18 protein-coding genes, 2 tRNA genes and 1 pseudogene are annotated in these 20,569 nt (G+C 36.5%); 8 read left to right on the forward strand and 13 right to left on the reverse strand.

The window, feature by feature from the left end; translation table 11 throughout:
* Positions 1-36: 36 nt before the first annotated feature.
* The 7 genes from purL to rpe all read right to left on the reverse strand — a co-directional run bounded on the left by purL (position 37) and on the right by rpe (position 7,090).
* Positions 37-2,247 carry a phosphoribosylformylglycinamidine synthase subunit PurL gene (gene purL, locus ACFIO5_RS05265; protein WP_375705136.1) on the reverse strand — a complete coding sequence of 737 codons (2,211 nt, stop codon included), beginning with the start codon at positions 2,245-2,247 and terminating at the stop codon, positions 37-39.
* 293 nt (positions 2,248-2,540) lie between these two features.
* Positions 2,541-3,212: a phosphoribosylformylglycinamidine synthase subunit PurQ gene (gene purQ / locus ACFIO5_RS05270; protein ID WP_375613086.1), complete on the reverse strand. Its 672-nt coding sequence runs from the start codon at positions 3,210-3,212 to the stop codon at positions 2,541-2,543.
* A gap of 11 nt (positions 3,213-3,223) precedes the next feature.
* Positions 3,224-3,463, reverse strand: a complete 240-nt coding sequence (gene purS / locus ACFIO5_RS05275; RefSeq protein ID WP_375613085.1) for a phosphoribosylformylglycinamidine synthase subunit PurS — start codon at positions 3,461-3,463, stop codon at positions 3,224-3,226.
* A gap of 78 nt (positions 3,464-3,541) precedes the next feature.
* Complete coding sequence (purC, locus tag ACFIO5_RS05280; RefSeq protein ID WP_375613149.1) at positions 3,542-4,306, reverse strand: phosphoribosylaminoimidazolesuccinocarboxamide synthase; 765 nt, start codon at positions 4,304-4,306, stop codon at positions 3,542-3,544.
* A gap of 173 nt (positions 4,307-4,479) precedes the next feature.
* Positions 4,480-5,028 carry an RBBP9/YdeN family alpha/beta hydrolase gene (locus ACFIO5_RS05285; RefSeq protein ID WP_375611547.1) on the reverse strand — a complete coding sequence of 183 codons (549 nt, stop codon included), beginning with the start codon at positions 5,026-5,028 and terminating at the stop codon, positions 4,480-4,482.
* 68 nt (positions 5,029-5,096) lie between these two features.
* Positions 5,097-6,404, reverse strand: coding sequence for an adenylosuccinate lyase (gene purB / locus ACFIO5_RS05290; RefSeq protein ID WP_375671877.1), 1,308 nt, complete (start codon positions 6,402-6,404; stop codon positions 5,097-5,099).
* Complete coding sequence (gene rpe / locus ACFIO5_RS05295) at positions 6,404-7,090, reverse strand: ribulose-phosphate 3-epimerase (RefSeq protein WP_375705137.1); 687 nt, start codon at positions 7,088-7,090, stop codon at positions 6,404-6,406. The genes purB and rpe overlap by 1 nt, the downstream gene beginning before the upstream one ends.
* A 146-nt stretch (positions 7,091-7,236) precedes the next feature.
* Here rpe and ACFIO5_RS05300 point away from each other — a divergent pair, with 146 nt between their 5' ends.
* Positions 7,237-7,776 carry a flavin reductase gene (locus ACFIO5_RS05300; RefSeq protein ID WP_375606632.1) on the forward strand — a complete coding sequence of 180 codons (540 nt, stop codon included), beginning with the start codon at positions 7,237-7,239 and terminating at the stop codon, positions 7,774-7,776.
* Between the two features lie 308 nt (positions 7,777-8,084).
* Entirely contained in the window at positions 8,085-8,501 is a 417-nt protein-coding gene (dksA, locus tag ACFIO5_RS05305) for an RNA polymerase-binding protein DksA (RefSeq protein WP_015856486.1), read from the forward strand.
* A gap of 51 nt (positions 8,502-8,552) precedes the next feature.
* Here dksA and ACFIO5_RS05310 read toward each other — a convergent pair whose 3' ends face one another.
* Entirely contained in the window at positions 8,553-9,029 is a 477-nt protein-coding gene (locus tag ACFIO5_RS05310; RefSeq protein ID WP_375617793.1) for a hypothetical protein, read from the reverse strand.
* A 219-nt stretch (positions 9,030-9,248) separates the two neighbouring features.
* Here ACFIO5_RS05310 and ACFIO5_RS05315 point away from each other — a divergent pair, with 219 nt between their 5' ends.
* Entirely contained in the window at positions 9,249-11,783 is a 2,535-nt protein-coding gene (locus ACFIO5_RS05315; RefSeq protein ID WP_375633164.1) for a response regulator, read from the forward strand.
* 279 nt (positions 11,784-12,062) lie between these two features.
* On the opposite strand, the gene purN is transcribed toward ACFIO5_RS05315, so the two are convergent.
* Complete coding sequence (purN, locus tag ACFIO5_RS05320) at positions 12,063-12,674, reverse strand: phosphoribosylglycinamide formyltransferase (RefSeq protein WP_375633163.1); 612 nt, start codon at positions 12,672-12,674, stop codon at positions 12,063-12,065.
* Positions 12,671-13,780 (reverse strand): phosphoribosylformylglycinamidine cyclo-ligase, encoded by a 1,110-nt coding sequence (purM, locus tag ACFIO5_RS05325; protein WP_375633162.1) that lies wholly within the window; start codon positions 13,778-13,780, stop codon positions 12,671-12,673. The genes purN and purM overlap by 4 nt, the downstream gene beginning before the upstream one ends.
* Before the next feature lie 158 nt (positions 13,781-13,938).
* Between purM and ACFIO5_RS05330 the strand changes: the two genes are divergently transcribed.
* The 5 genes from ACFIO5_RS05330 (at position 13,939) to ACFIO5_RS05350 (ending at position 17,133) form a co-directional block, all read left to right on the forward strand.
* Positions 13,939-15,150, forward strand: coding sequence for an AI-2E family transporter (locus tag ACFIO5_RS05330; RefSeq protein WP_375617797.1), 1,212 nt, complete (start codon positions 13,939-13,941; stop codon positions 15,148-15,150).
* A complete protein-coding gene (gene hdaA / locus ACFIO5_RS05335; protein ID WP_375617798.1) occupies positions 15,147-15,836 on the forward strand; it encodes a DnaA regulatory inactivator HdaA in 690 nt (229 codons plus the stop codon). The genes ACFIO5_RS05330 and hdaA overlap by 4 nt, the downstream gene beginning before the upstream one ends.
* Before the next feature lie 710 nt (positions 15,837-16,546).
* Positions 16,547-16,623, forward strand: a tRNA-Pro gene (locus tag ACFIO5_RS05340).
* A gap of 88 nt (positions 16,624-16,711) precedes the next feature.
* Positions 16,712-17,017, forward strand: coding sequence for an ETC complex I subunit (locus tag ACFIO5_RS05345; protein ID WP_375617799.1), 306 nt, complete (start codon positions 16,712-16,714; stop codon positions 17,015-17,017).
* A 39-nt stretch (positions 17,018-17,056) separates the two neighbouring features.
* A tRNA-Arg gene (locus ACFIO5_RS05350) sits at positions 17,057-17,133 on the forward strand.
* A gap of 1,961 nt (positions 17,134-19,094) precedes the next feature.
* Here the strand turns inward: ACFIO5_RS05350 and ACFIO5_RS05355 are convergent.
* The 3 genes and pseudogenes from ACFIO5_RS05355 to ACFIO5_RS05365 all read right to left on the reverse strand — a co-directional run.
* On the reverse strand, positions 19,095-20,138 hold the full coding sequence (locus tag ACFIO5_RS05355; RefSeq protein WP_375701242.1) for a tyrosine-type recombinase/integrase: 1,044 nt from the start codon (positions 20,136-20,138) through the stop codon (positions 19,095-19,097).
* A gap of 8 nt (positions 20,139-20,146) precedes the next feature.
* Positions 20,147-20,365 carry a hypothetical protein gene (locus ACFIO5_RS05360; protein WP_375643864.1) on the reverse strand — a complete coding sequence of 73 codons (219 nt, stop codon included), beginning with the start codon at positions 20,363-20,365 and terminating at the stop codon, positions 20,147-20,149.
* A gap of 120 nt (positions 20,366-20,485) precedes the next feature.
* A pseudogene (locus ACFIO5_RS05365) lies at positions 20,486-20,569 on the reverse strand (lambda exonuclease family protein); the annotation flags it as partial.

Below are 20,569 nucleotides of genomic sequence, written 5' to 3' on the forward strand. Positions count from 1 at the left end.
TTTTTTTATAAAGGCTGTTTAAGAGAAAAACAATTTTTACTCTTCACCCATAAATTGTGGAAACCAGTTTTCATAGGCTTTTGTGAGTTTGTCTATAGAAAGTTTTAGTATTCCATCTATATCAAGTGCATCACCTGCAACTTGACCTAGCTCTGTTAAAGAAACTGCACTTATTTGTGCGAGCTCTTTAAGACTATTAAGAGAGTGAGGTTTGACGGCTAAAAGATAACGTCCTTGGTCTTCTCCAAAAAGTTCTGCATGATGGGGTGATTTATTGCTTAATTTTACTTTGATTCCTTTACCTGTTTTAATCACCATTTCAGCAAGTGCTATCGCTAATCCTCCGTCAGAAATGTCATGAGCAGCATGAACAAAACCACGATGTATGACATCTCGAATAAATTGACCATGCTTTTTTTCAAGTTGTAAATCTACAGGGGGGGGGGCACCTGCATCAATATTTAAAATGTTACGTGCATAGATTGATTGTCCTAAATGGGAGCCGCAATTTCCTACTAAAACAAGAATATCTCCATTTTGCATACCACTTATTGTTACCATTTTAGACCAATCATTAAGAAGACCTACACCAGCAATTGTGGGGGTTGGAAGAATGGCTTCCCCATTTGTTTCGTTGTAAAGAGAAACATTGCCTGAAACGATAGGAAAATCGAGGATTCTACAAGCTTCTCCTATACCTTTAATAGCAAAAACCAGCTGTCCCATAATTTCAGGTTTTTCAGGGTTACCAAAATTGAGATTATCTGTAGCAGCCAGTGGTGTTGCACCTGTCGTACTAATGTTTCGCCAGCATTCTGCGACAGCTTGTTTTCCTCCTTCATAAGGGTCTGCTTCACAATAGCGAGGTGTTACATCAGAAGAAAAAGCAAGAGCACGTTTGCTGTTGTTTCCTAAACGGATAACGCCTGCATCACCTCCTGGACAAACAAGGCTATTTCCTTGGATAAGAGTATCATATTGTTCATAAACCCATCGCCGAGAACTTTGATCAGCAGAATTCAATAAGCTCAGAAGCGCATCACCAAGATTTTCAACTTTTTTGACGTCTTCTGCTTTCAAGGATGTTTTTTTTGCCGGCTCACTCCAAGGACGATCATAAACAGGCGCTTCATCACCAAGCTCTTTGATGGGAAGATTGACAACTTCTTCCCCTTGATGAGATACACGAAAACGTAAATCATCGGTTGTTTTCCCAATGATAGAAAAATGCAGCCCCCACTTATGAAAAATTGCTTCTGCTTGCTTTTCTAGTTCTGGTTTAAGAACCATGAGCATGCGCTCTTGACTTTCAGAAAGCATCATTTCATAGGCTGTCATGTTTTCTTCTCGAACAGGAACTGTATCGAGATTAAGCTGTATCCCTAGATTTCCTTTTGCACCCATTTCAACGGCAGAAGAGGTAAGTCCTGCTGCCCCCATATCTTGAATAGCAACTACGGCTCCAAGTTCCATGAGCTCTAAACATGCTTCAAGAAGACATTTTTCTGTAAAAGGATCACCTACTTGAACAGTTGGGCGTTTTTCACTGATTGAATCATCAAATTCAGCAGAGGCCATTGTTGCCCCACCGACACCATCACGTCCTGTTTTTGCACCAAGGTAAACAACAGGGAGTCCGATGCCTTGTGCTTTAGAATAAAAAAGGGCGTCTGTCTTTGCAATACCGGCGACAAAAGCGTTAACAAGGATATTGCCATTATAACGCTCATCAAAATTTACTTCTCCACCAACCGTTGGAACACCAAAAGAATTGCTGTAACCACCTATTCCAGAAACAACACCAGAAACAAGATGGCGTGTTCGTGGGTGATCAGGAGCACCAAATCGCAATGCATTTATAGCAGCAACAGGACGGGCTCCCATTGTAAAGACATCACGTAAAATACCACCAACACCTGTCGCTGCACCTTGATAAGGTTCAATATAAGAAGGGTGGTTATGGCTTTCCATTTTGAAAACAACACATTGTCCTTCGCCAATATCAACAACACCAGCATTTTCACCAGGTCCTTGGATGACACATTTTCCTTCTGTCGGAAGAGTTTTTAGCCATTTTTTAGATGATTTATAGGAACAATGCTCGTTCCACATTGCAGAAAAAATTCCTAGTTCAGTAAATGTGGGTTCTCTACCGATTAACGTCAGGATACGTTGATATTCATCTTCTTTTAGCCCGTGTTGTGCAATGAGTTCTGATGTAATAGTGATGTTATTGCAAGGCTTCATGAGTATTTATCCGTCAAATTAATCGAAATTTAGTATTTTTATTTTTTTAACCTAGCAGCTTATATTATAAACAATAATGTTGTTTAATAATAAAAATATTTATAGACAGTAAGCTGAAGATTTTGTCCGTTTGTTTGGTGGGATTTAAGACTAAAAATGGTCTTAAATAATTATGTGTTTAGAAAATAATATCCATTGTTGTTTGTGAAGAGCTTTGTTGATAGATTTACGATGCGAGAAATGGTATAAATCCTTGTTTTTTTAAATTATGGAGCGCGAGTATTTTTGCAGCATTATCCATTTACTAACTCTAAAGCACTTTGAAAAAGTAAACGACCGTCAGTACCTCCGTGGGCGGGTTCAATAAAGTTTTCAGGATGGGGCATCATACCAAGAATATTACCAGCTTTATTAACAATACCAGCAATATCTTTCATTGAGCCGTTCGGGTTTGTATTTTCTGCATAGCGAAAAACAATTTGTTCATTGTCTTCCATTTGTTTCAATGTTTCACTATCAACAAAATAATTTCCGTCATGATGGGCAACAGGACAACGAATAATTTGTCCTTTAGAATAATATCGAGAAAATTTTGTCTTGGCGTTGACGACTTCAAGCTTGATTTCACGACAAACAAATTTTAAAGAAGCGTTACGCATTAAAGTACCGGGTAATAATCCTGCTTCCAACAAAATTTGAAATCCATTACAGATACCTATAATTGTCGTACCTTCTTGTGCTTTTTCACGAATGGCTTTTAAGACGGGAGTTCGCGCTCCAATCGCACCACATCTTAAGTAGTCGCCATAGGAAAAACCACCAGGAATAATAATAACATCTACATCTGGAATTGTTGTTTCTGTTTGCCAAATTTTTAGTGGCTCAACTCCCGTTATATGATGTAATGCTGCAACCATATCTCGATCACGATTTAATCCAGGAAGTTGAATGATGGCAGTTTTCATGAGCATTTCACTTACAGAAGTTCGATTGTATAATTTTCAATGACAGTATTTGCGAGTAACTCTTCACACATTTGTTCAAGTTTTTTCTTTGCAGTTTCAGAAGGTAGTTCATCAAGAACAATATCAAAAACCTTTCCTTGACGAATAGATTGAATGCCTTCGAAAGCCAAACTTTTTAAAGCACCGACAATTGCTTCTCCTTGTGGATCAAGAACGCTTTCTCTTAAAGTAACCGTAATGCGTGCTTTCATTTTTTGCTTCCTGCTTGTTAAAAGAACCTCTCCTTTGAAGAGGGGTGTTTGTATAAGGTGATGTTTTTTACCCTGTTTTTACTTTACGAGAACGGGACCACTTGGTCGTGTTGGTTCGTTTTCATTCATAATACCAAGACGTTTGGCAACTTCTTGATAGGCATTAATAAGCCCTCCCATATCACGACGAAAACGGTCTTTATCCATTTTTTCTTGTGTGTGCATATCCCATAGTCGTGCAGAATCAGGAGAGATTTCATCAGCAAGAACAATGCGCATTGTTTCATCTTCCCACAGGCGACCAAATTCCATTTTAAAATCAATTAATTGGATGTTAACACCGGCAAAAAGCCCAGAAAGAAAATCATTAATACGAATTGAAAGTTGCATCATATCTTCTATCTCTTGTGGGACAGCCCACCCAAAAGCTGTGATATGTTCTTCCGTTACCATAGGATCATCGAGAGAATCATTTTTATAGTAGAATTCAATGATGGATTGCGGAAGCGGGGTTCCTTCTTCCAGTCCTAAACGTTTAGCAAGAGAGCCGGCAGCAACATTGCGAACAACAACTTCCAACGGAATGATTTCCACCGCTTTAATAAGCTGTTCGCGCATGTTTATACGTTTGATAAAATGTGTTGGGATGCCCAAACGTCCAAGATGGCTAAAAATATGTTCCGAAATTCGGTTGTTTAAAACCCCCTTTCCGTCGATAATTTCATGTTTTTTTGCATTAAAGGCAGTTGCATCATCTTTAAAAAATTGAATGTAAGTCCCTGGTTCAGGTCCTTCATATAAAATTTTAGCCTTGCCTTCATAAATACGGTGGCGACGATTCATCATGATTCTCTATTTATCTTGAGAGGTTTTTAATAACATTGATAAATGATACTATCCTAATTGATAGAATTTCTCAATGATATTGCTATGATACTTTTATAATTTTTATCATTACACGTTTACCCAAAGGTGAAGATACATAAGCGATGAGAAAGAAGATCACCTCTTTTGGATCAAATTTTTGCAAGAAAGTGAGAGAGGACCATAAGCCCTTCAGGCCAAGGTCCGTGTCCGGATTCTGCGTTAATATGGCCAGAATACCCAGCATCAACAAAGAGTGATCCCCAATCATTGGCAATTTTTTCTGCTACTGAAAATTGACAAAACTCATCGTTGCGACTGGCTATGACAATAGAAGGAAAAGGAAGCTTTTGGCGATGATAGGGGCCAAATGTCATTAAATGTTTGGGACGTATTTTTTCATTGGCGACATCTGGAGGTGCAACAAAGAAAGCGCCACAAATTTTTTCTGTATTTTGTACAGTTGCATGAATAACACTGGGAACTCCTAATGAATGAGCAATAAGCATAACAGGCCTTTGAGCTTTTGCGATGGCGGTTTTAACTTTGTTAACCCACTCTTCACAAACAGGCTTTGACCAATGGAGTTGTTCAATGCGGCTGGCTGTCGACAATTTTTTTTCCCAGCGTGTTTGCCAATGATCTGGACCAGATCCTTTGTAGCCAGGAACAATAAGAATATCGAGTTGATTTGCTTTCATGAATTGTTTTCTTTGTTACAACAGATTTTTGATCATAGGTTGAATGGATTTTGGTTTTCTATGTCGCTTTATTGTTCTTCAAAAACACGTTTAAAAATCGTATTGATATGTTTGGTGTGGTAAGAAAGATCAAATTTTTCGCGAAGTTCTTCTTCACTTAAAGCTTTGGTAACATCTTTGTCGTTGAGGAGTTCTTCTAAAAAATCTTTTCCTTGTTCCCAAACTTTCATCGCATTTCGTTGTACAATCCGATAAGAATCTTCACGACTAATCCCTGCTTGTGTGAGTGCTAAAAGAACCCGTTGTGAGTGAACAAGACCGCGGAATTTATTGAGATTTTTTTGCATATTTTCTGGATAGACAATGAGATTTTCAATGACAGATGTGAGGCGAGAAAGAGCAAAATCAAGTGTAATCGTCGCATCTGGAGCAATATAACGCTCAACAGATGAATGGGAAATATCACGTTCATGCCAAAGAGCTACATTTTCCATGGCTGGGAGTGCAAATGCACGTACCATACGGGCTAATCCAGTTAAATTTTCTGTTAAAACTGGATTACGTTTATGAGGCATTGCCGATGAACCTTTTTGCCCAGGTGAGAAATGTTCCTCTGCTTCAAGAACTTCTGTTCGTTGTAAGTGGCGTATTTCTATTGCTAGCCTTTCAATAGAGGAAGCAATAACACCAAGTGTTGCAAAAAACATAGCATGACGATCTCTTGGTATTACTTGGGTGGAAACCGGTTCAGTACGCATCTTCAAGGCTTTTGCTACATGTTCTTCAACGCGTGGATCGATATTAGCAAAAGTTCCTACAGCTCCTGAAATCGCGCAAGTAGAAATTTCTTCTCGTGCAGCAAGAAGACGTTTGCGACAACGGGAAAATTCAGCGTATGCAAGAGCAAACTTGATTCCAAATGTTATCGGTTCAGCATGAATGCCATGACTCCGCCCAATGGTGATTGTCTCTTTATGCTCAAAAGCACGTCTTTTTAATGCTTCAAGAAGTTGATCTATATCCTCTAGCAAAATATCACTCGCACGCATCAATTGAATGTTCAGCGTTGTATCGAGAACATCAGATGATGTCATGCCTTGGTGGATAAAACGTGCCTCTGGTCCAATGAATTCAGCTAGGTGGGTTAGAAATGCGATAACATCATGTTTGGTAATTGCTTCAATTTCATCAATGCGATTGACATCAAATTTAGCTGCTGCCCCTTTTTCCCAAATGACTTTGGCGGCTTCTTTCGGAATAATCCCTAAGTGAGCAAGGGCATCACAGGCATGGGCTTCAATTTCAAACCAAATACGATATTTTGTTTCGGGAGACCAAATTGTTACCATTGCAGGGCGGGAATAACGTGCGATCATCATTTTTTTCCTTGTTGTGAGAGGATTGCGGCTTGGCGCAATGCACTAATACGTGTTTTGTAAAGCTCTTTATTTCCATCTTTATAAATTGCAGAGCCTGCGACAAATACATTTGCACCAGCTTTTGCAGCTATCCCAATTGTATCAACGGTGATACCACCATCAACTTCAAGATCAATAGGGCGGTTTGCAATCATGCTTTTAACGCGCTTAATTTTATTTTTTATTTCTGGAATAAAACTTTGTCCACCAAAACCGGGATTGACCGTCATGATGAGAATGAGATCTAATTGATCAAGCAAATATTCAAGTACATGTTCAGGGGTGCTTGGATTGAGTGCGATTCCTGCTTTTTTCCCCATTTTTTTGATTGTTTGTAATGAACGATGAAGATGTGGACCTGCTTCAGCATGAATAGTTATAATATCTGAACCTGCTTTTGCAAAAGCTTCTAAATAAGGGTCTACTGGTGCGATCATCAGGTGGACATCAAATATTGCTTTTGTTAATGGGCGCAGAGCTTTGACAATTTCAGGACCAAAGGTGATGTTAGGAACAAAGTGCCCATCCATAATATCAAGATGAAGCCAATCTGCACCAGCATCAACAACATCTAACATTTCTTGTCCAAGTTTAGAAAAATCAGAAGCCAAGAGAGAAGGCGAAATGAGATGTGCATGGGGCATTAAAATCTCCTTAGATTGGCAGTTTTTATCATATCGCTGTGTATACACAAATATTTTTTGTGTTATGACGGAAAAGAAAAAATATGTATTATAGGTCTTTTTATGGAAAGATTGCTTAAAATTTTAAAGCTTTATAAGTGAAAGATATGTCGAATCATAAAACATATTTGATGCCTGAACTTCAACATAAACATACTATTGCGGTTTCTTCCCAAGAATATCGAGATGCCATGAGTCTTTTTGCAGGAGCTGTGCATATTGTGACAACAAATGGTATTAAGGGAAGACGTGGGGTGACTGTTTCGGCGTGTTGTTCTTTATCTGATAATCCTCCAACCCTTCTTGTTTGTCTCATGCGCCATAATTTAAAGAATCAGGTGTTTATGGAGAATGGAAATTTTTGTGTTAATAGCTTGGCAGGAAAACATCGCTCATTAGCGGATGTTTTTTCGAGGCGTTGCAATTCTACACAAAATGAGCGTTTTGATGTTGCTCAATGGGGAGCTTTGCAAACGGGGGCGCCTAGTCTTTCAGACGCTCTAGCGTCGTTTGATTGTCGTTTGATTTGTTGGCACGAACACGCAACCCATTGTGTTTTGATTGGTGAGGTTGTTGCAATCAACTGTAATAAAGAAAAAGATGCTTTGATGTATTTGAAACGTGAATATCACACTTTGCCTTTATAAAGATTTTATTTTTTTGCATTGATGAAATGATTTATTGTTGCTTCATTTAGATTTTAAACAATGTAGAGAGTAGGGGAGGGATGGCTCTGATATCTGATTTCCTTCTTTTTAAAGTTTTTCAATAAGCGAGAAAAATGATTTTGGATGAGATTTGATCAAGAATTCAATCTACATAAAAAAGCGATCAAACCTAAACAGTGCATTTAGATATATTCGTCGATTGTTATGAAAAAACATTTTACTCTTGTGTTGATGGGTATTGCACAATATATAGACCGCACATAGCATATGTGGAGGTTTTTTATTGCATGAGCGAAGAGATTGATGGTCAATATCGCCCTAGTGAAGATGAGCCTTTTATGAATGAGCGGCAAAAGGCGTATTTTCGTGCTAAATTGGTTTCTTGGAAGAATGATATATTAAAAGAAGCTCGTGAGACTTTGGAAAATTTGCAGGAAGAGAATGTTGGTCAGCCCGATTTGACTGATCGGGCTTCTTGTGAAACTGATCGTACAATCGAATTACGTGCTCGTGATCGTCAGAGGAAACTTATTTCAAAAATAGATGCTGCTTTAGAGCGCATTGATAATGGGACATACGGTTTTTGTGAAGAAACCGGCGAACCCATTAGTATAAAGCGTCTTGAGGCTCGGCCGATAGCCGTTTTGTCATTGGAAGCGCAAGAACGTCATGAACGACGTGAAAGAGTTTATCGCGATGATTAAGGTTATTGAGATGATAAACAAACGAAATTCGTGGTGATAAAATTGTATATTTTATTTTTGAGGGGTAGGAATGAATAAAGATGGTTCTTGCCGCCCCTCAATTTCGGCGGTGATGGCTGAATCTTTTACCGCTTGATTCGTAAAAGGAGAGGGACTTTTATCCGATATATCGTTTCTTTCTGGAAGGGCGGAATTTAGATGTGTGTGTGTTTCTCTTTTTTGTATTTTTGATGTACCAGTAATATCAGATTCTACAACCACATCTGTTAATCCGCCAATAAGGAGCAAATGTTCTTTATTATCGCAACGGACTAAAACAAGGCGGCGTGCCCGATCTATAGAAATTACTTCACATAATGCTAATCGTGATAGACTTTTTTTTCTATTAATGCTGTATCTTCCCGTACTTAAGCGACGTAAAAACACGATAATTACGGTAATAGCTGCGATTGTTATTATAAAAAGCAAAAAGCTTATCGTTATGTTTGCAGCAAATACACCTATTTGCTCTGATAACCAGATATACATAGATTTTCTCCCATTTTGGATGGAAATATTATTTTTTATTGAGATAAATTTATAAACATACCCTCAAAAGGTTCACTTATAATGGTAAGAAATAAACTTTTGAATATTAAGCGAGCTTATCTTAGATAATATCATAGCATATACTTTATAACAACATAACAACGAATATAAAGGAAGTTTTGTGACATAAGAAATAGCTATAAGCTAAGGCAAAGAGAGATGGATAAAGATTTTGAGAATAATGAAAGATCAGCGTCTTCGTTTCATCGGAGAGTTGTGATTTTTGGTGTTGTTTTTGTATTAGGTTTTCTTTTCATTGTGGGTATTTTAGGTTTTTTTTATACACAAAACTATTTGCAACAGGCGATATCAATATCTTTTTTGATTCTAGCAATGATCGGTGTTGCAACACTCGTTTTGTGTGGAATGGGAATTTTAAGATATCATGTGTGGTTGCATGAAGATTTTGATTTTAGCATCTTTAATAGGAGCGATGATGCAATTGTAATCTCTGATCTTTCTGGTTTTGTTTATTATTCTAATCAAAACTATCGAAAAATTCTGACCTATAAGCCTGAAGTGTCTTGTTATAGGGTTATTGCGGATCTTCCAGGAGCTGGTGGACTCTCGTACCGCTTAAAGGTTGCAGCCTGTAATAATCTTGCAGCGCAAGAGGAATTAAGAGTAGAACAGCCAATTTTTACTGATTCTACACCAAAAAAATCTGTTTGGTATAATATTTCCGTTCAACCTATCACAAAACAGAAAAAAAAGCTTTTATTTTGGCGTATTACTGATATTTCGCACTTACAACAAACGCGAGAAGTTTTTTTCTCGAACCTTCAAGAGGCTATCAATCACTTGGATCAAGCTTCTATTGGTTTTGTATCCGTTAATAAACAAGGAACTATTCTTTATGCCAATGCGACTTTTGCAGAATGGTTCTCAATTGATTTAGCGAATTTCTCAATTGGTCAACATAATTTTGATTCGTTATTTGATAGCGTTGGTGCTAAGAGCTCATGGAGTGATATCTGTTTGCAAACCAACAGATATCAAAGTTCAGGTTACTCTTTACCTTATAGGTTTTCGTTATGTTTAAATTCATACACGACTTGTGAGAAAATATTCCATTGTCTTATATCTGTTTCTTCTCTCTTAGAAGAGGAGGACATTTATCGTATTGTGATCATTCCACAACAAGTACAAAAAGAAGAAGATGATCAATTAAAATTACCCAGTATATTAGGAGAATATTTTGATGCGAGTCCTTTTGCAATAGCTGTGGTGGATCATGCAGGGCAATTGGTTCATATGAATAAAGCTTTTTCATCACTTACGGGATGTATGGACAAAGCTGTCAATTTTTATGATGTTATTTCTCGTCGTGATTGTGTGCAGTTAGAGCGTTCTTTTCAGAGAATTGCGACAAATAAAAATTATTTTGTTTCTCTAGAAACTGTTTTAGAAAAAAATGAAGAATGCCATTTACGGCTCCATATTATGTCTGTACCGCCCTATCACGGTGATGCATTGCAAGATTTGCTTATTATCTCTGTGATTGAAACAACCGAACAAAAAACTCTTGAAGATAAAATGATGCAAAGTCAGAAGATGCAAGCTGTAGGACAATTGGCTGGCGGCATTGCTCATGATTTTAATAATGTTTTAACAGCAATTTTAATGTCGTGTGATCTTCTTTTAAATACGCATCGTAGTTCTGATCCTGCTCATGCTGATCTGATCAATATTAAAAACAATGCTAATCGTGCAGCTGCTCTTGTCCAGCAATTGTTAGCGTTTTCTAGAAAGCAAACACTTCGACCTGAAGAAATTGATTTTACTGAATTTTTATCAGATATCCGCAATCTTATTTTACCACTTTTGGGGAATAATATTCAGTTAAAAATTATCCATGGAAGAGATTTGTGGAGCGTTGAAGTTGATCAAGCATCTTTTCAGCGTGTTATTATGAATTTGGTTATTAATGCGCGTGATGCCATGTTAGATGGAGGTATTGTTACGATTGCGACAAATAATATTACAAAGCAACAAAGTGCTGAATTTAATCATCTTGGATTAGCAATTGGCGAGTATGTGCAATTGACTATTTCAGATACAGGGGCTGGTATATCTGCTGCTATACAAGAAAAAATGTTTGAGCCATTTTTTACAACAAAAGAAGTTGGAAAAGGAACAGGACTTGGTTTATCAATGGTTTATGGAATTATCAAGCAGAGCGGTGGGTATATTTATTGTGAAAGTAAAGAAGGTGAAGGAGCAACATTTCATATTTTTCTTCCCCGTTATATCCCCAATATAAAAGGAGAAATTTCTCAAAAGATTGAAAAAGATGAAGAGAAAGATAAAAATATAGACTTAACAGGATCTGCGACTGTTTTATTGGTTGAAGATGAAGATGCGGTCAGAATGGGGGGGGTAAGAGCTCTTCAAATGAGAGGATATACGGTTTTAGAGGCAGCAAGTGGGGTGGAAGCACTCTCTATTCTTGAGGAACAAAAAGGAGATGTTGATATTATTGTTTCCGATGTGGTAATGCCAGAAATGGATGGGCCCACTTTATTGAAGGAAGTCCGTAAAAACTATCCTGGTATCAAATTTCTTTTCGTTTCTGGATATGCAAAAGATGCTTTTGCTAAAAATCTTCCACAAGATGCTGTTTTTGGTTTTTTATCTAAACCTTTTACACTCAAACAGTTAGCTCTAACAGTTAAAGAAACACTTTCGTCATGAGCAAAAAATTATGCAATAGAAAATTGCGTATTTTAAGATTTTTTAGGCGAAATACGAGAGTATTTTGATAAATAGTGTTTATGATAATGTCATAGAACTGAATAAAGAAGAATTTTGAAAATGAACTAAAATTCAAAAACACCACATATTTTGTGCAAAAATTTATGAAGAGATGGACTCTATTATGTCAACATTTCATAGAGATTTTCAATTGTAGAAACTGAGTAAAAACTATGTGTAAAGCATTGAAATATGCTGATTAATAGATTGTTGATACACTCAAAAAGATAAAAGCTGTTGTTGCGTATCTATCATTTTGCTCTTTCCTTCAATAAATGCTTTTAAAGCTTCGGGGTAGAGTTTATGCTCTACTTTAAGAACTCTTTGTGCTAAGCACTCAGCAGTATCATGGGGATAGACTGGAACGGCTGCTTGGGCAAGGATTTTTCCTGCATCCATGTCTTCTGTAACAAGATGAACAGTGCAACCCGTGATTTTTACACCTGCTTGTAAAGCTTTTTCATGTGTGTTTAAGCCTTTAAATGAAGGCAAAAGAGAAGGATGAATGTTTAAAATTCGTCCTTCATAAAGTTTTACAAAACGTGGTGAGATAAGACGCATATACCCTGCAAAGCAGAGAAAATCCGGTTTATATTGATCTAAAATCGTAAAAATATTTTCTTCATGCTCTTCTTTTGTTTTGTAAATTTTACGATCAACAATATGAATAGGTAAGTTATGGTTTTGCGCCTTTTCAATACCGTTTGCGCGCGGATTATCGCAAATAACCGCGACGATTTCAGCAGGATATTCTTTTTGTTGACTAGCTTGAGCAAGTGCGACCATATTGGACCCATTACCAGAAATAAAAACGACAATTTTTTTTTTCATAAATGCAGTACCCCTTTATAAAGTATTCCTTTATTTTGATCTTGGCATTTTATTAAAATGCCAAGGGGAGTTACAGTTTCTCCTTTTCTTTCAAGAGCTTGTGTAATTGTTTCAGCTGCATGCTGTGCTACGATAATGATCATGCCAATACCACAATTGAATGTTCTTAACATTTCTCTTTCTTCTATTTTACCTTGTTTGGCAATCCATGAAAATACTGCTGGAACATTGATGGTAGAAAGATTAATTTCAGCGCAGAGAGAAGATGGAAGGACACGTGGAATATTTTCAGGAAAGCCTCCACCCGTAATATGAGCAAGAGCTTTAATCCCTTCATGTTTTCGCATGATGGGAAGAAGCGATTTTACATAAATGCGTGTTGGTGTAAGAAGTGCTATACCAAGGCTGTTTTCGGGGGAAAAAGGGGCAGGGTTATTCCATTTGAGATAATTTTGCTGGATGATTCGTCGAACAAGCGAAAAGCCATTGGAATGAATTCCAGAGGAGCTTAGACCTAATATAACATCACCTTCTATCAAATCTTTTGAAGGGAGTAGCTTGCTGCGTTCGCATGCTCCTACAGCAAAACCGGCTAGATCATAATCTCCCTCTGCATACATTCCTGGCATTTCTGCAGTTTCTCCTCCAATAAGAGCAGCACCGGCTTGTTTACATCCTTCTGCAATACCAGAAACAATCGCAGCACCTTGTTCAGGGTCGAGCTTTCCAGTTGCAAAATAATCCAGAAAAAAGAGAGGTTCAGCTCCTTGTACGAGTAAATCATTGACACACATAGCTACAAGGTCAATACCTACAGTGTTATGGTGCCCCACTTCAATGGCAATTTTTAATTTTGTTCCCACACCATCATTGGCTGCTACTAGGATAGGATCTGTAAAGCCAGCTGCTTTTAAATCAAAAAGGCCACCAAACCCGCCAATTTCTGCATCTGCTCCGGCTCGTTTTGTCGCGCGTATAAAGGGTTTAATTTTTTCTACCATAGCATTACCCATATCGATGTTTACACCGGCTTTTGCGTAGGTAAGACCAGCTTTGGATTTATCCCCAGCCTTGGATTTATTATTTGTAAGATCTTGATTGCTCATTGGAGCCTTCCTTTAATGGAAAATCAGGTTTTGATATTATGCAATGCCATGATAGAGTTCTCTCTGCAAGAGATATTGATAAGAAAATAAGCAACTTTTCTTGTACCTTATTTTGAAGTTGTTTATAATTTTTTGTGAAGATTTTTTTAGGATATTTTATGAGCAAGATATCAGATAATCACGAACAGTCTTCTTGGCAACTTATGAGAAAGAAAGTGAGTGAGAATACATCTCGTGATCGTTATAAGACTTATGTGCCAGCGTATACTCAATTACCGTTGCCGAATAATATGAAAAGACAAATCTTTTTTTGGCTTGGTACGCTGATTTTTTTCATTCTTTTTATGTTTGTTTTTGGATCGATTTTGCTTCCTTTTGTGGCAGGGATTGTGTTGGCTTATTTTCTCAATCCCATTGTTCAATTACTTGAAAAATTTGGTATTCGTCGTGTGTTTGGGACTGTCCTTATTACCTTATTTATTGTTATTACCTTTGTTGCTGCTTTAGTTATTTTGATTCCTGTTATTAGTTGGCAAATACAGCAATTTATGAGTGATGGTTTACCTGTTTATATTAATCGTATTCAAACCTTTTTTGTTGAGCATGATTTTGATTGGTTAAGGCGCTATTTTGGAAGTGATCCAAATGAATTACGGAATAATATTAAAGGATTTTTGGGCGAAGGTTCGGATTTTATTACGTCTCTTTTGAATTCACTTTTAAAGTCAGGAAAGTCAATCGTTAATATCGTTAGCCTATTTGTTGTGGCACCTGTGGTGGCATTTTATATGTTATTAGATTGGCCACGTATGGTAACAGCAATCGATTCGTTAATACCGCGTGATCATCTTGAAACCGTCCGTAGTATTTTTCATGAAATGGATAGAGCTATTGCAGGCTTTGTTCGTGGACAAGGAACAGTTTGTCTCATATTGGGAGGCTATTATGCTATTGGTTTAACGATTGCAGGACTCAATTTTAGTCTTTTGATTGGTATGTTTATTGGTCTTATTAGCTTTATTCCTTATATCGGCACAATGAGTGGTTTGGTCCTTTCTGTTGGTATTGCATGGGTCCAGTTTTATCCCAATAATTGGGGGGGAATCATTGTTGTGATGGCACTTTTTTTAATTGGTCAATTTATTGAAGGTTATATTCTTCAACCCAAGCTTGTAGGTTCATCAGTGGGATTACATCCTGTATGGTTGATGTTTTCACTTTTTGCTTTTTCTTCACTCTTTGGTTTTACTGGTATGCTTGTTGCTGTTCCTGCGGCAGCGGCTGTTGGCGTTTTAGTTCGTTTTGCTCTTCATACTTATCTGAGTTCTCAGATGTATTCGCGAAGCGGAAATTCGGAGCCGCTAAAATGAATGGGCGTGAAACGCAATTATCTTTAAATTTTCCTTATGATCCGATTTTTCAATTTGAGGATTTAGTGGTAACGGAAAGCAATCGTATGGCTTTTCAGCTTATTGATCACTGGCCCAATTGGAGCTTACCTATTGCAGTTTTGGTTGGTAAAGAAGGATCTGGAAAAACGCATTTTTCTAATATATGGCTCCAAAAAGCAGATGCTTTCAGGATTCAGCACAATGAACTTGATCAGGCTGTTACTATGGCTTCTTTAGGCAGATCATTTTTAATAGAGGATATTGATACAGGTGAAATCAATGAGACAGAACTTTTTCATTTAATTAACAGTATTAAGCAAGCAAATCTTGATGCACGACAAGCTACTTTATTGATGACGGCACAAACACTTCCTTCCGCTTGGAATTTAATGTTAAATGATCTAAAAAGTCGCCTTAATTCGGTGATGTTCGTTGAAATTAATCAGCCTGATGATGCATTGTTAACAGCTGTTGCATTTAAGCTTTTTTCCGATAGGCAACTTATTGTACATCCAGATACGGTTTATTATCTTGTAAGCCGTTGTGAACGTTCTTTATTTTCATTGAAGCGTGTTATTGATTCTGTTGATCAGTTGGCATTACAAAGAAAAAGAAAAATAACACGTGCTGTTATTGCTGAAGTTTTAAATAGAAGAAATCCGTAAATACTCCTTATCATGGCTTACTTATTCTGTCCTTCTATTATCGTTTCAATATGTGGAAGACAAGTCATTTAAATTTTTTCTTTTTGGATATCTATATAAGAGTAAAAAATAGTATTTTTTACTCTTATCGTGTTTTTATTTTAAATAGCTTTGAGATTTTATTGTATGATGTTGAATTCTTACCATCTTCGTATTTGAAAATTTTTCTAAAAAGAGCGCTGTATTTTATTTATAATAAAACCTTTGTGCTTTGAAAAAATGTTTGTTGTTTATGGATTTGGATTGTAGAAGATTCTAGAATTTTTAATAAAAGAGTCTTTGGGAAGATAGAAAAAGAGGGGAAAAAAGCTTAATACAGCTGAATTTTTTGGCTTATGTTCTCTTTGGGAAAGTTTTTCTATAATATTTAAGTCATTTTTTTCTAAAATTGTATCTGTGGAATGTGTTTTGATACAATGAGAGCTTGCTTAAAACAGGATAAAAATTATGAAATCCTTATAGAGAAATTCGTTATTTTTTAATATAGATTGGATTTTCTTACGGAAGTTATTTTCTACTATTTGTCAATAAATTTGTTATTGAGTAGAGGGAAAAATTAAAAAATGTGCTTTTTTGTAAAGAAATACAACAAAATTAAAAAAAAGTGTGTTTTTCTCTTGCACTTCTGTTGTGAAAATTTTAGGAAATGTGCATCAAGTAAATGTAAATGGCGGAGCGTAGCGCAGCCTGGTAGCGCACCTGATTTGGGATCAGGGGGTCGTAGGTTCGAATCCTATCGCTCCGACCATATTTGATTGAGTGTGTGAGAATGACCCAATTGGGTACGTGTGGTGAAAACTATCATCCAAGCGTTGTGTAATCTGAAGGAAAAAGGCATGATCGCACGTATTTATAGTCCTGCTAAGACAGCTATGCAGTCAGGTAAGGGGAATACAGGTTTTTGGATTCTAGAGTATGAGCCAATGAAAGCAAAAATGCTTGAACCTCTTATGGGCTACACAGCAACGTCTGATATGAATAATCAGGTAAGGATTCGATTTAATAGGAAGGAAGAAGCGATTGCTTTTGCACGTAAGAATGCTATCTCTTACCGTGTAGAAAAGAAACATACATCGATTCGACGTGCTATTTCTTATTCTGATAATTTTCGCAGTGATCGGCAGCATTCTTGGACACATTGAATTGAAGATGCTATTTTGAATTGAGAAAATAATCAGTTGGGTCCCGTAGCTCAGCTGGATAGAGCAACGGCCTTCTAAGCCGTGGGTCACAGGTTCGAATCCTGTCGGGATCACCATGTTTAAATGATATTTATAGGCTATAAAAAGTTAGAGAGTTTTCCTTTTATTCTATTAGCTTATTTTTCTGTATAATCCCGAATCTTTTTGATGTTTTTTGGTTTATTTTGTTGCTAAACGTTTTCTGTTGACTGTTTTAGTATAAAATGATGCTGTTTTCTCTTTTTTCAGTAAAAATTGCTTTTGATTGCTGAAACTTTAGCATTGCATATTCTTGCCGAGTGTTGCTACTATATCACATGCTTTAGGAAACAGATTACAAAAACTCTTTTTTATGAGCTTCTTTTCATCTTTCTGAAAATGAATATTTTATTTCTTAGATTAGATTTAAGCATTGCGGCTAATGCTGGTGAAATTGCCCAAAAACATCTATTGTGATTTTTTTATTTTTTATGAATAATATTATTACGTTTTTTAGCATGATCTTTGGTAAGATCGATTTTGATTAGATACAAGGCATGATGGATTCGATTTAGAACAGTTTATGAAACATTGAAGAATAAAAACGATATCTGTTTATGATGAGAATTTACAGATGGCACAAGAGGTGGAAAATATCTTCTTGTCTTGGAAGCTGTGATTCATAACGAATTACTTCTTTATAGTTTTTTCGTATAAAAAGATGTTATATGTGCCGTCCAGATAAGATATTGTTTTTTTCAATGAGAGACACTTGCGGACAATTTGATTTAACATGATTGTCACTGTTTCTCAGGTAGGGTTATAGGTTTCATCAATGTTTAGGTTTTCTTAGTCTTATAGGTTTAAGAATGTATACTGTATATTTATATGAATGAAGATAGATTGTATCTTAGAGTTAAATTTTAGATTTCATATTTACATTTTCAAATGTTTTTTCTTATTTCTTTATAGTTTGTACATCATGTTAGAAGTATTTTAATATTGGATAACAATCACATTAAAATGTTATACAGATGAGCTCTGAAGATCTAAACTCACACGGTTCAAGGTGATCATTATTTCAATAGGAATACAGTGTGAGGAGAATGCCATTTTACAGGCTTTGTTTTAAGAGATATCTCTTAAAGCTCACTTCACTCTGGCGCTCGTGAATGGTACAATGATAAATCCATTGAGCTCCATCATCTTTACACTTATGAAGAAATAAGCTGACATTATCATACACTTTGCCTATTTGTCAGCCTCCGATGTTGCAATAGATCTCAGCACTTGAGGCATTTATCGGCATTTTTGTGCTTTTTTATACAATTTTTACTTAATACTAATTCCTCTTATGACGTGTAAGAGAGACGGTTTTGTTTGATTCAATATAAATAGGTTTGAAATGAGAAAACATTACGATATTCGGATTTCTCATTCAACATGGCAAACAATAAAACATGATTATAAATCAATGTATTTTTAGAATGAAAAAATTTGCTTTTACCGTGTTTTTTACTCTTTTTAATATTTTATTATAATCTGTAATTGGTAAACTCAAAATACAGCTCTAAGGTTAAGTGTTTTATATCTATCGAAGTGACTGTTGTTATATCTAACTGTTTAGACAACAAGTGTATACCAATAGACATGAAAGAATTAAGAAAAACAGAGGATAGATCAGGAAATAAACAATATTTTTTAGAACGGAAGCCTATGCTTGTGGAAAGAATTTTAAAATCAAACTTCTAATCTGTTGAAAAATGAGGCTGTTATTACGTTTGTGATACTTTTTCCCCCAAGAGGCGCTATCAGAACGTAAAAAATATTAGAAACACTCCGTAAAGTATGCCCTTTGTAGAGGCATGTTGCAAAATCTTATTTCCGAATCTTTATTTACGCATCCCGTACCTTGGAAGAATACGATAATTCGATAATTTATTTATACTATAAAGTTGAATGGTGGGCGTGACAGGCAAATAAAAAGCAAGTAAAATAAAATAGTTATGTCTAATATAAGGGAATAGGTGAATCTTGATTCTATTGAGTTTTTTTGCCTCTATCCCTCATCTTTTTGAAGCTTTTTTATGGTTGCAAGAGCGAGTTTTTTACGGTCTGTGCTCTTTGTGTAAAGAGATGCCATAGCATCATTTGTCCAGCCAAAAATTGCTTTGAGTTGTGATACTGTTGCACCAGAATTAGCTGCGCGTGTTGCTGCTAATTTTCTTAAGCCATGTGCTGATTTTTTGATTCCCGCTACGTTACAAGCCTCACGAAAAAGGTTGCCAAAACTTTCTTTAACTAGTTTTTTACCTTCTTTACCACAAATGAATGTTTCTTCTCCAATAGGACCAGTTTCAAGCGTTTTGGCTAATTCCGGTAAAATAGGTAGAAAGACATCTGTTTGGAATTTACTTTTCTCTGTTTTGAGATGAATGATATTATTCTTTACATCTTTCCAGCCAATGCGGACCGCATCACCACGACGCAAACCCGTATACAAAAGGACATCAATCCAAACGCGTTCATGGGTACCATGGGACCATCTTTGATAATATTTCTCAACATCTTCTTCTGTCCAAACAGCAAACCCATCTTTGTTATGAAGGGCTGGTCTTTTAACACCTAAGGCTGGATTATTTTCTAAAAGACCTTGGTCAATCGCCCAATTAAAAAGCCCATTAAGGGCTTTCAGAAAGTTTCTAGCCATTGCTGGTGTTTCTTTGCGTCGTTCAACGCCGGCTATGATATGTTTCTTTTCAATTGCTTTGTATGGAATGTTTCCTATGGTATCACATACCTTCATAAGGATGAGTTCTTTTTGTTTTTTTGTAGCTTTAGTGTAGCTATGCCAATTAGAGCTGTTAAAGTATTGTTTAAGCAGCCATGCAAATGACCCTTCAATCAGTTTGCCGATTTTCGGTTTTGGAGGGATTATGCCTTGTAATTCGGCAAGTGCGCTTTTGTAGTTGTCAACAAACTCTTGTGTTCCATAAGTTCCGCGTATTCTAATACGTTTTCCATGACCAATACGTACATACCATACGATTTTGCCATGTTGGGTAATTTGTTTAACGAGATGAGGGGGGCGTGGTTTTGGCATGATCAATTTTACATCTTAGAGAGTGCGATTTCGTAATATTCATTCTTTGACAAATCTAAAAGTTTGTCTGGGTGTGCTGTTGAGTTTGGTATTGGAATATCTGCTTTCAGATAGATAAGCAGTTCACCGGTAGGTTTGATTTCTATGAGTTCGCATTTTTGCTTTTTTGCTTCTCTTAAAGCTCGTGCAATGTCTGCTTGCGTTATGATAGCTTTACGAGGCGCCATATCTTTTCTCCTACATTGAGACGCAATTTACCCATTTCGTGAATCACGCATGACTTAAAAGTTGTTATGAAAGGGCGGGGGTGCTTGTAGATATGCGGGGAACAAAACACCCCCATAAGGTTAAGCGGCTTTTGTTGAGAGTTGTTTTATCTCTCGTTCTATCTCTGCTAAAAAGGTTTCAACAGCTTGATTGATCTGTTCAAT

The sequence above is a fragment of the Bartonella sp. AA86SXKL genome (assembly GCF_042196885.1).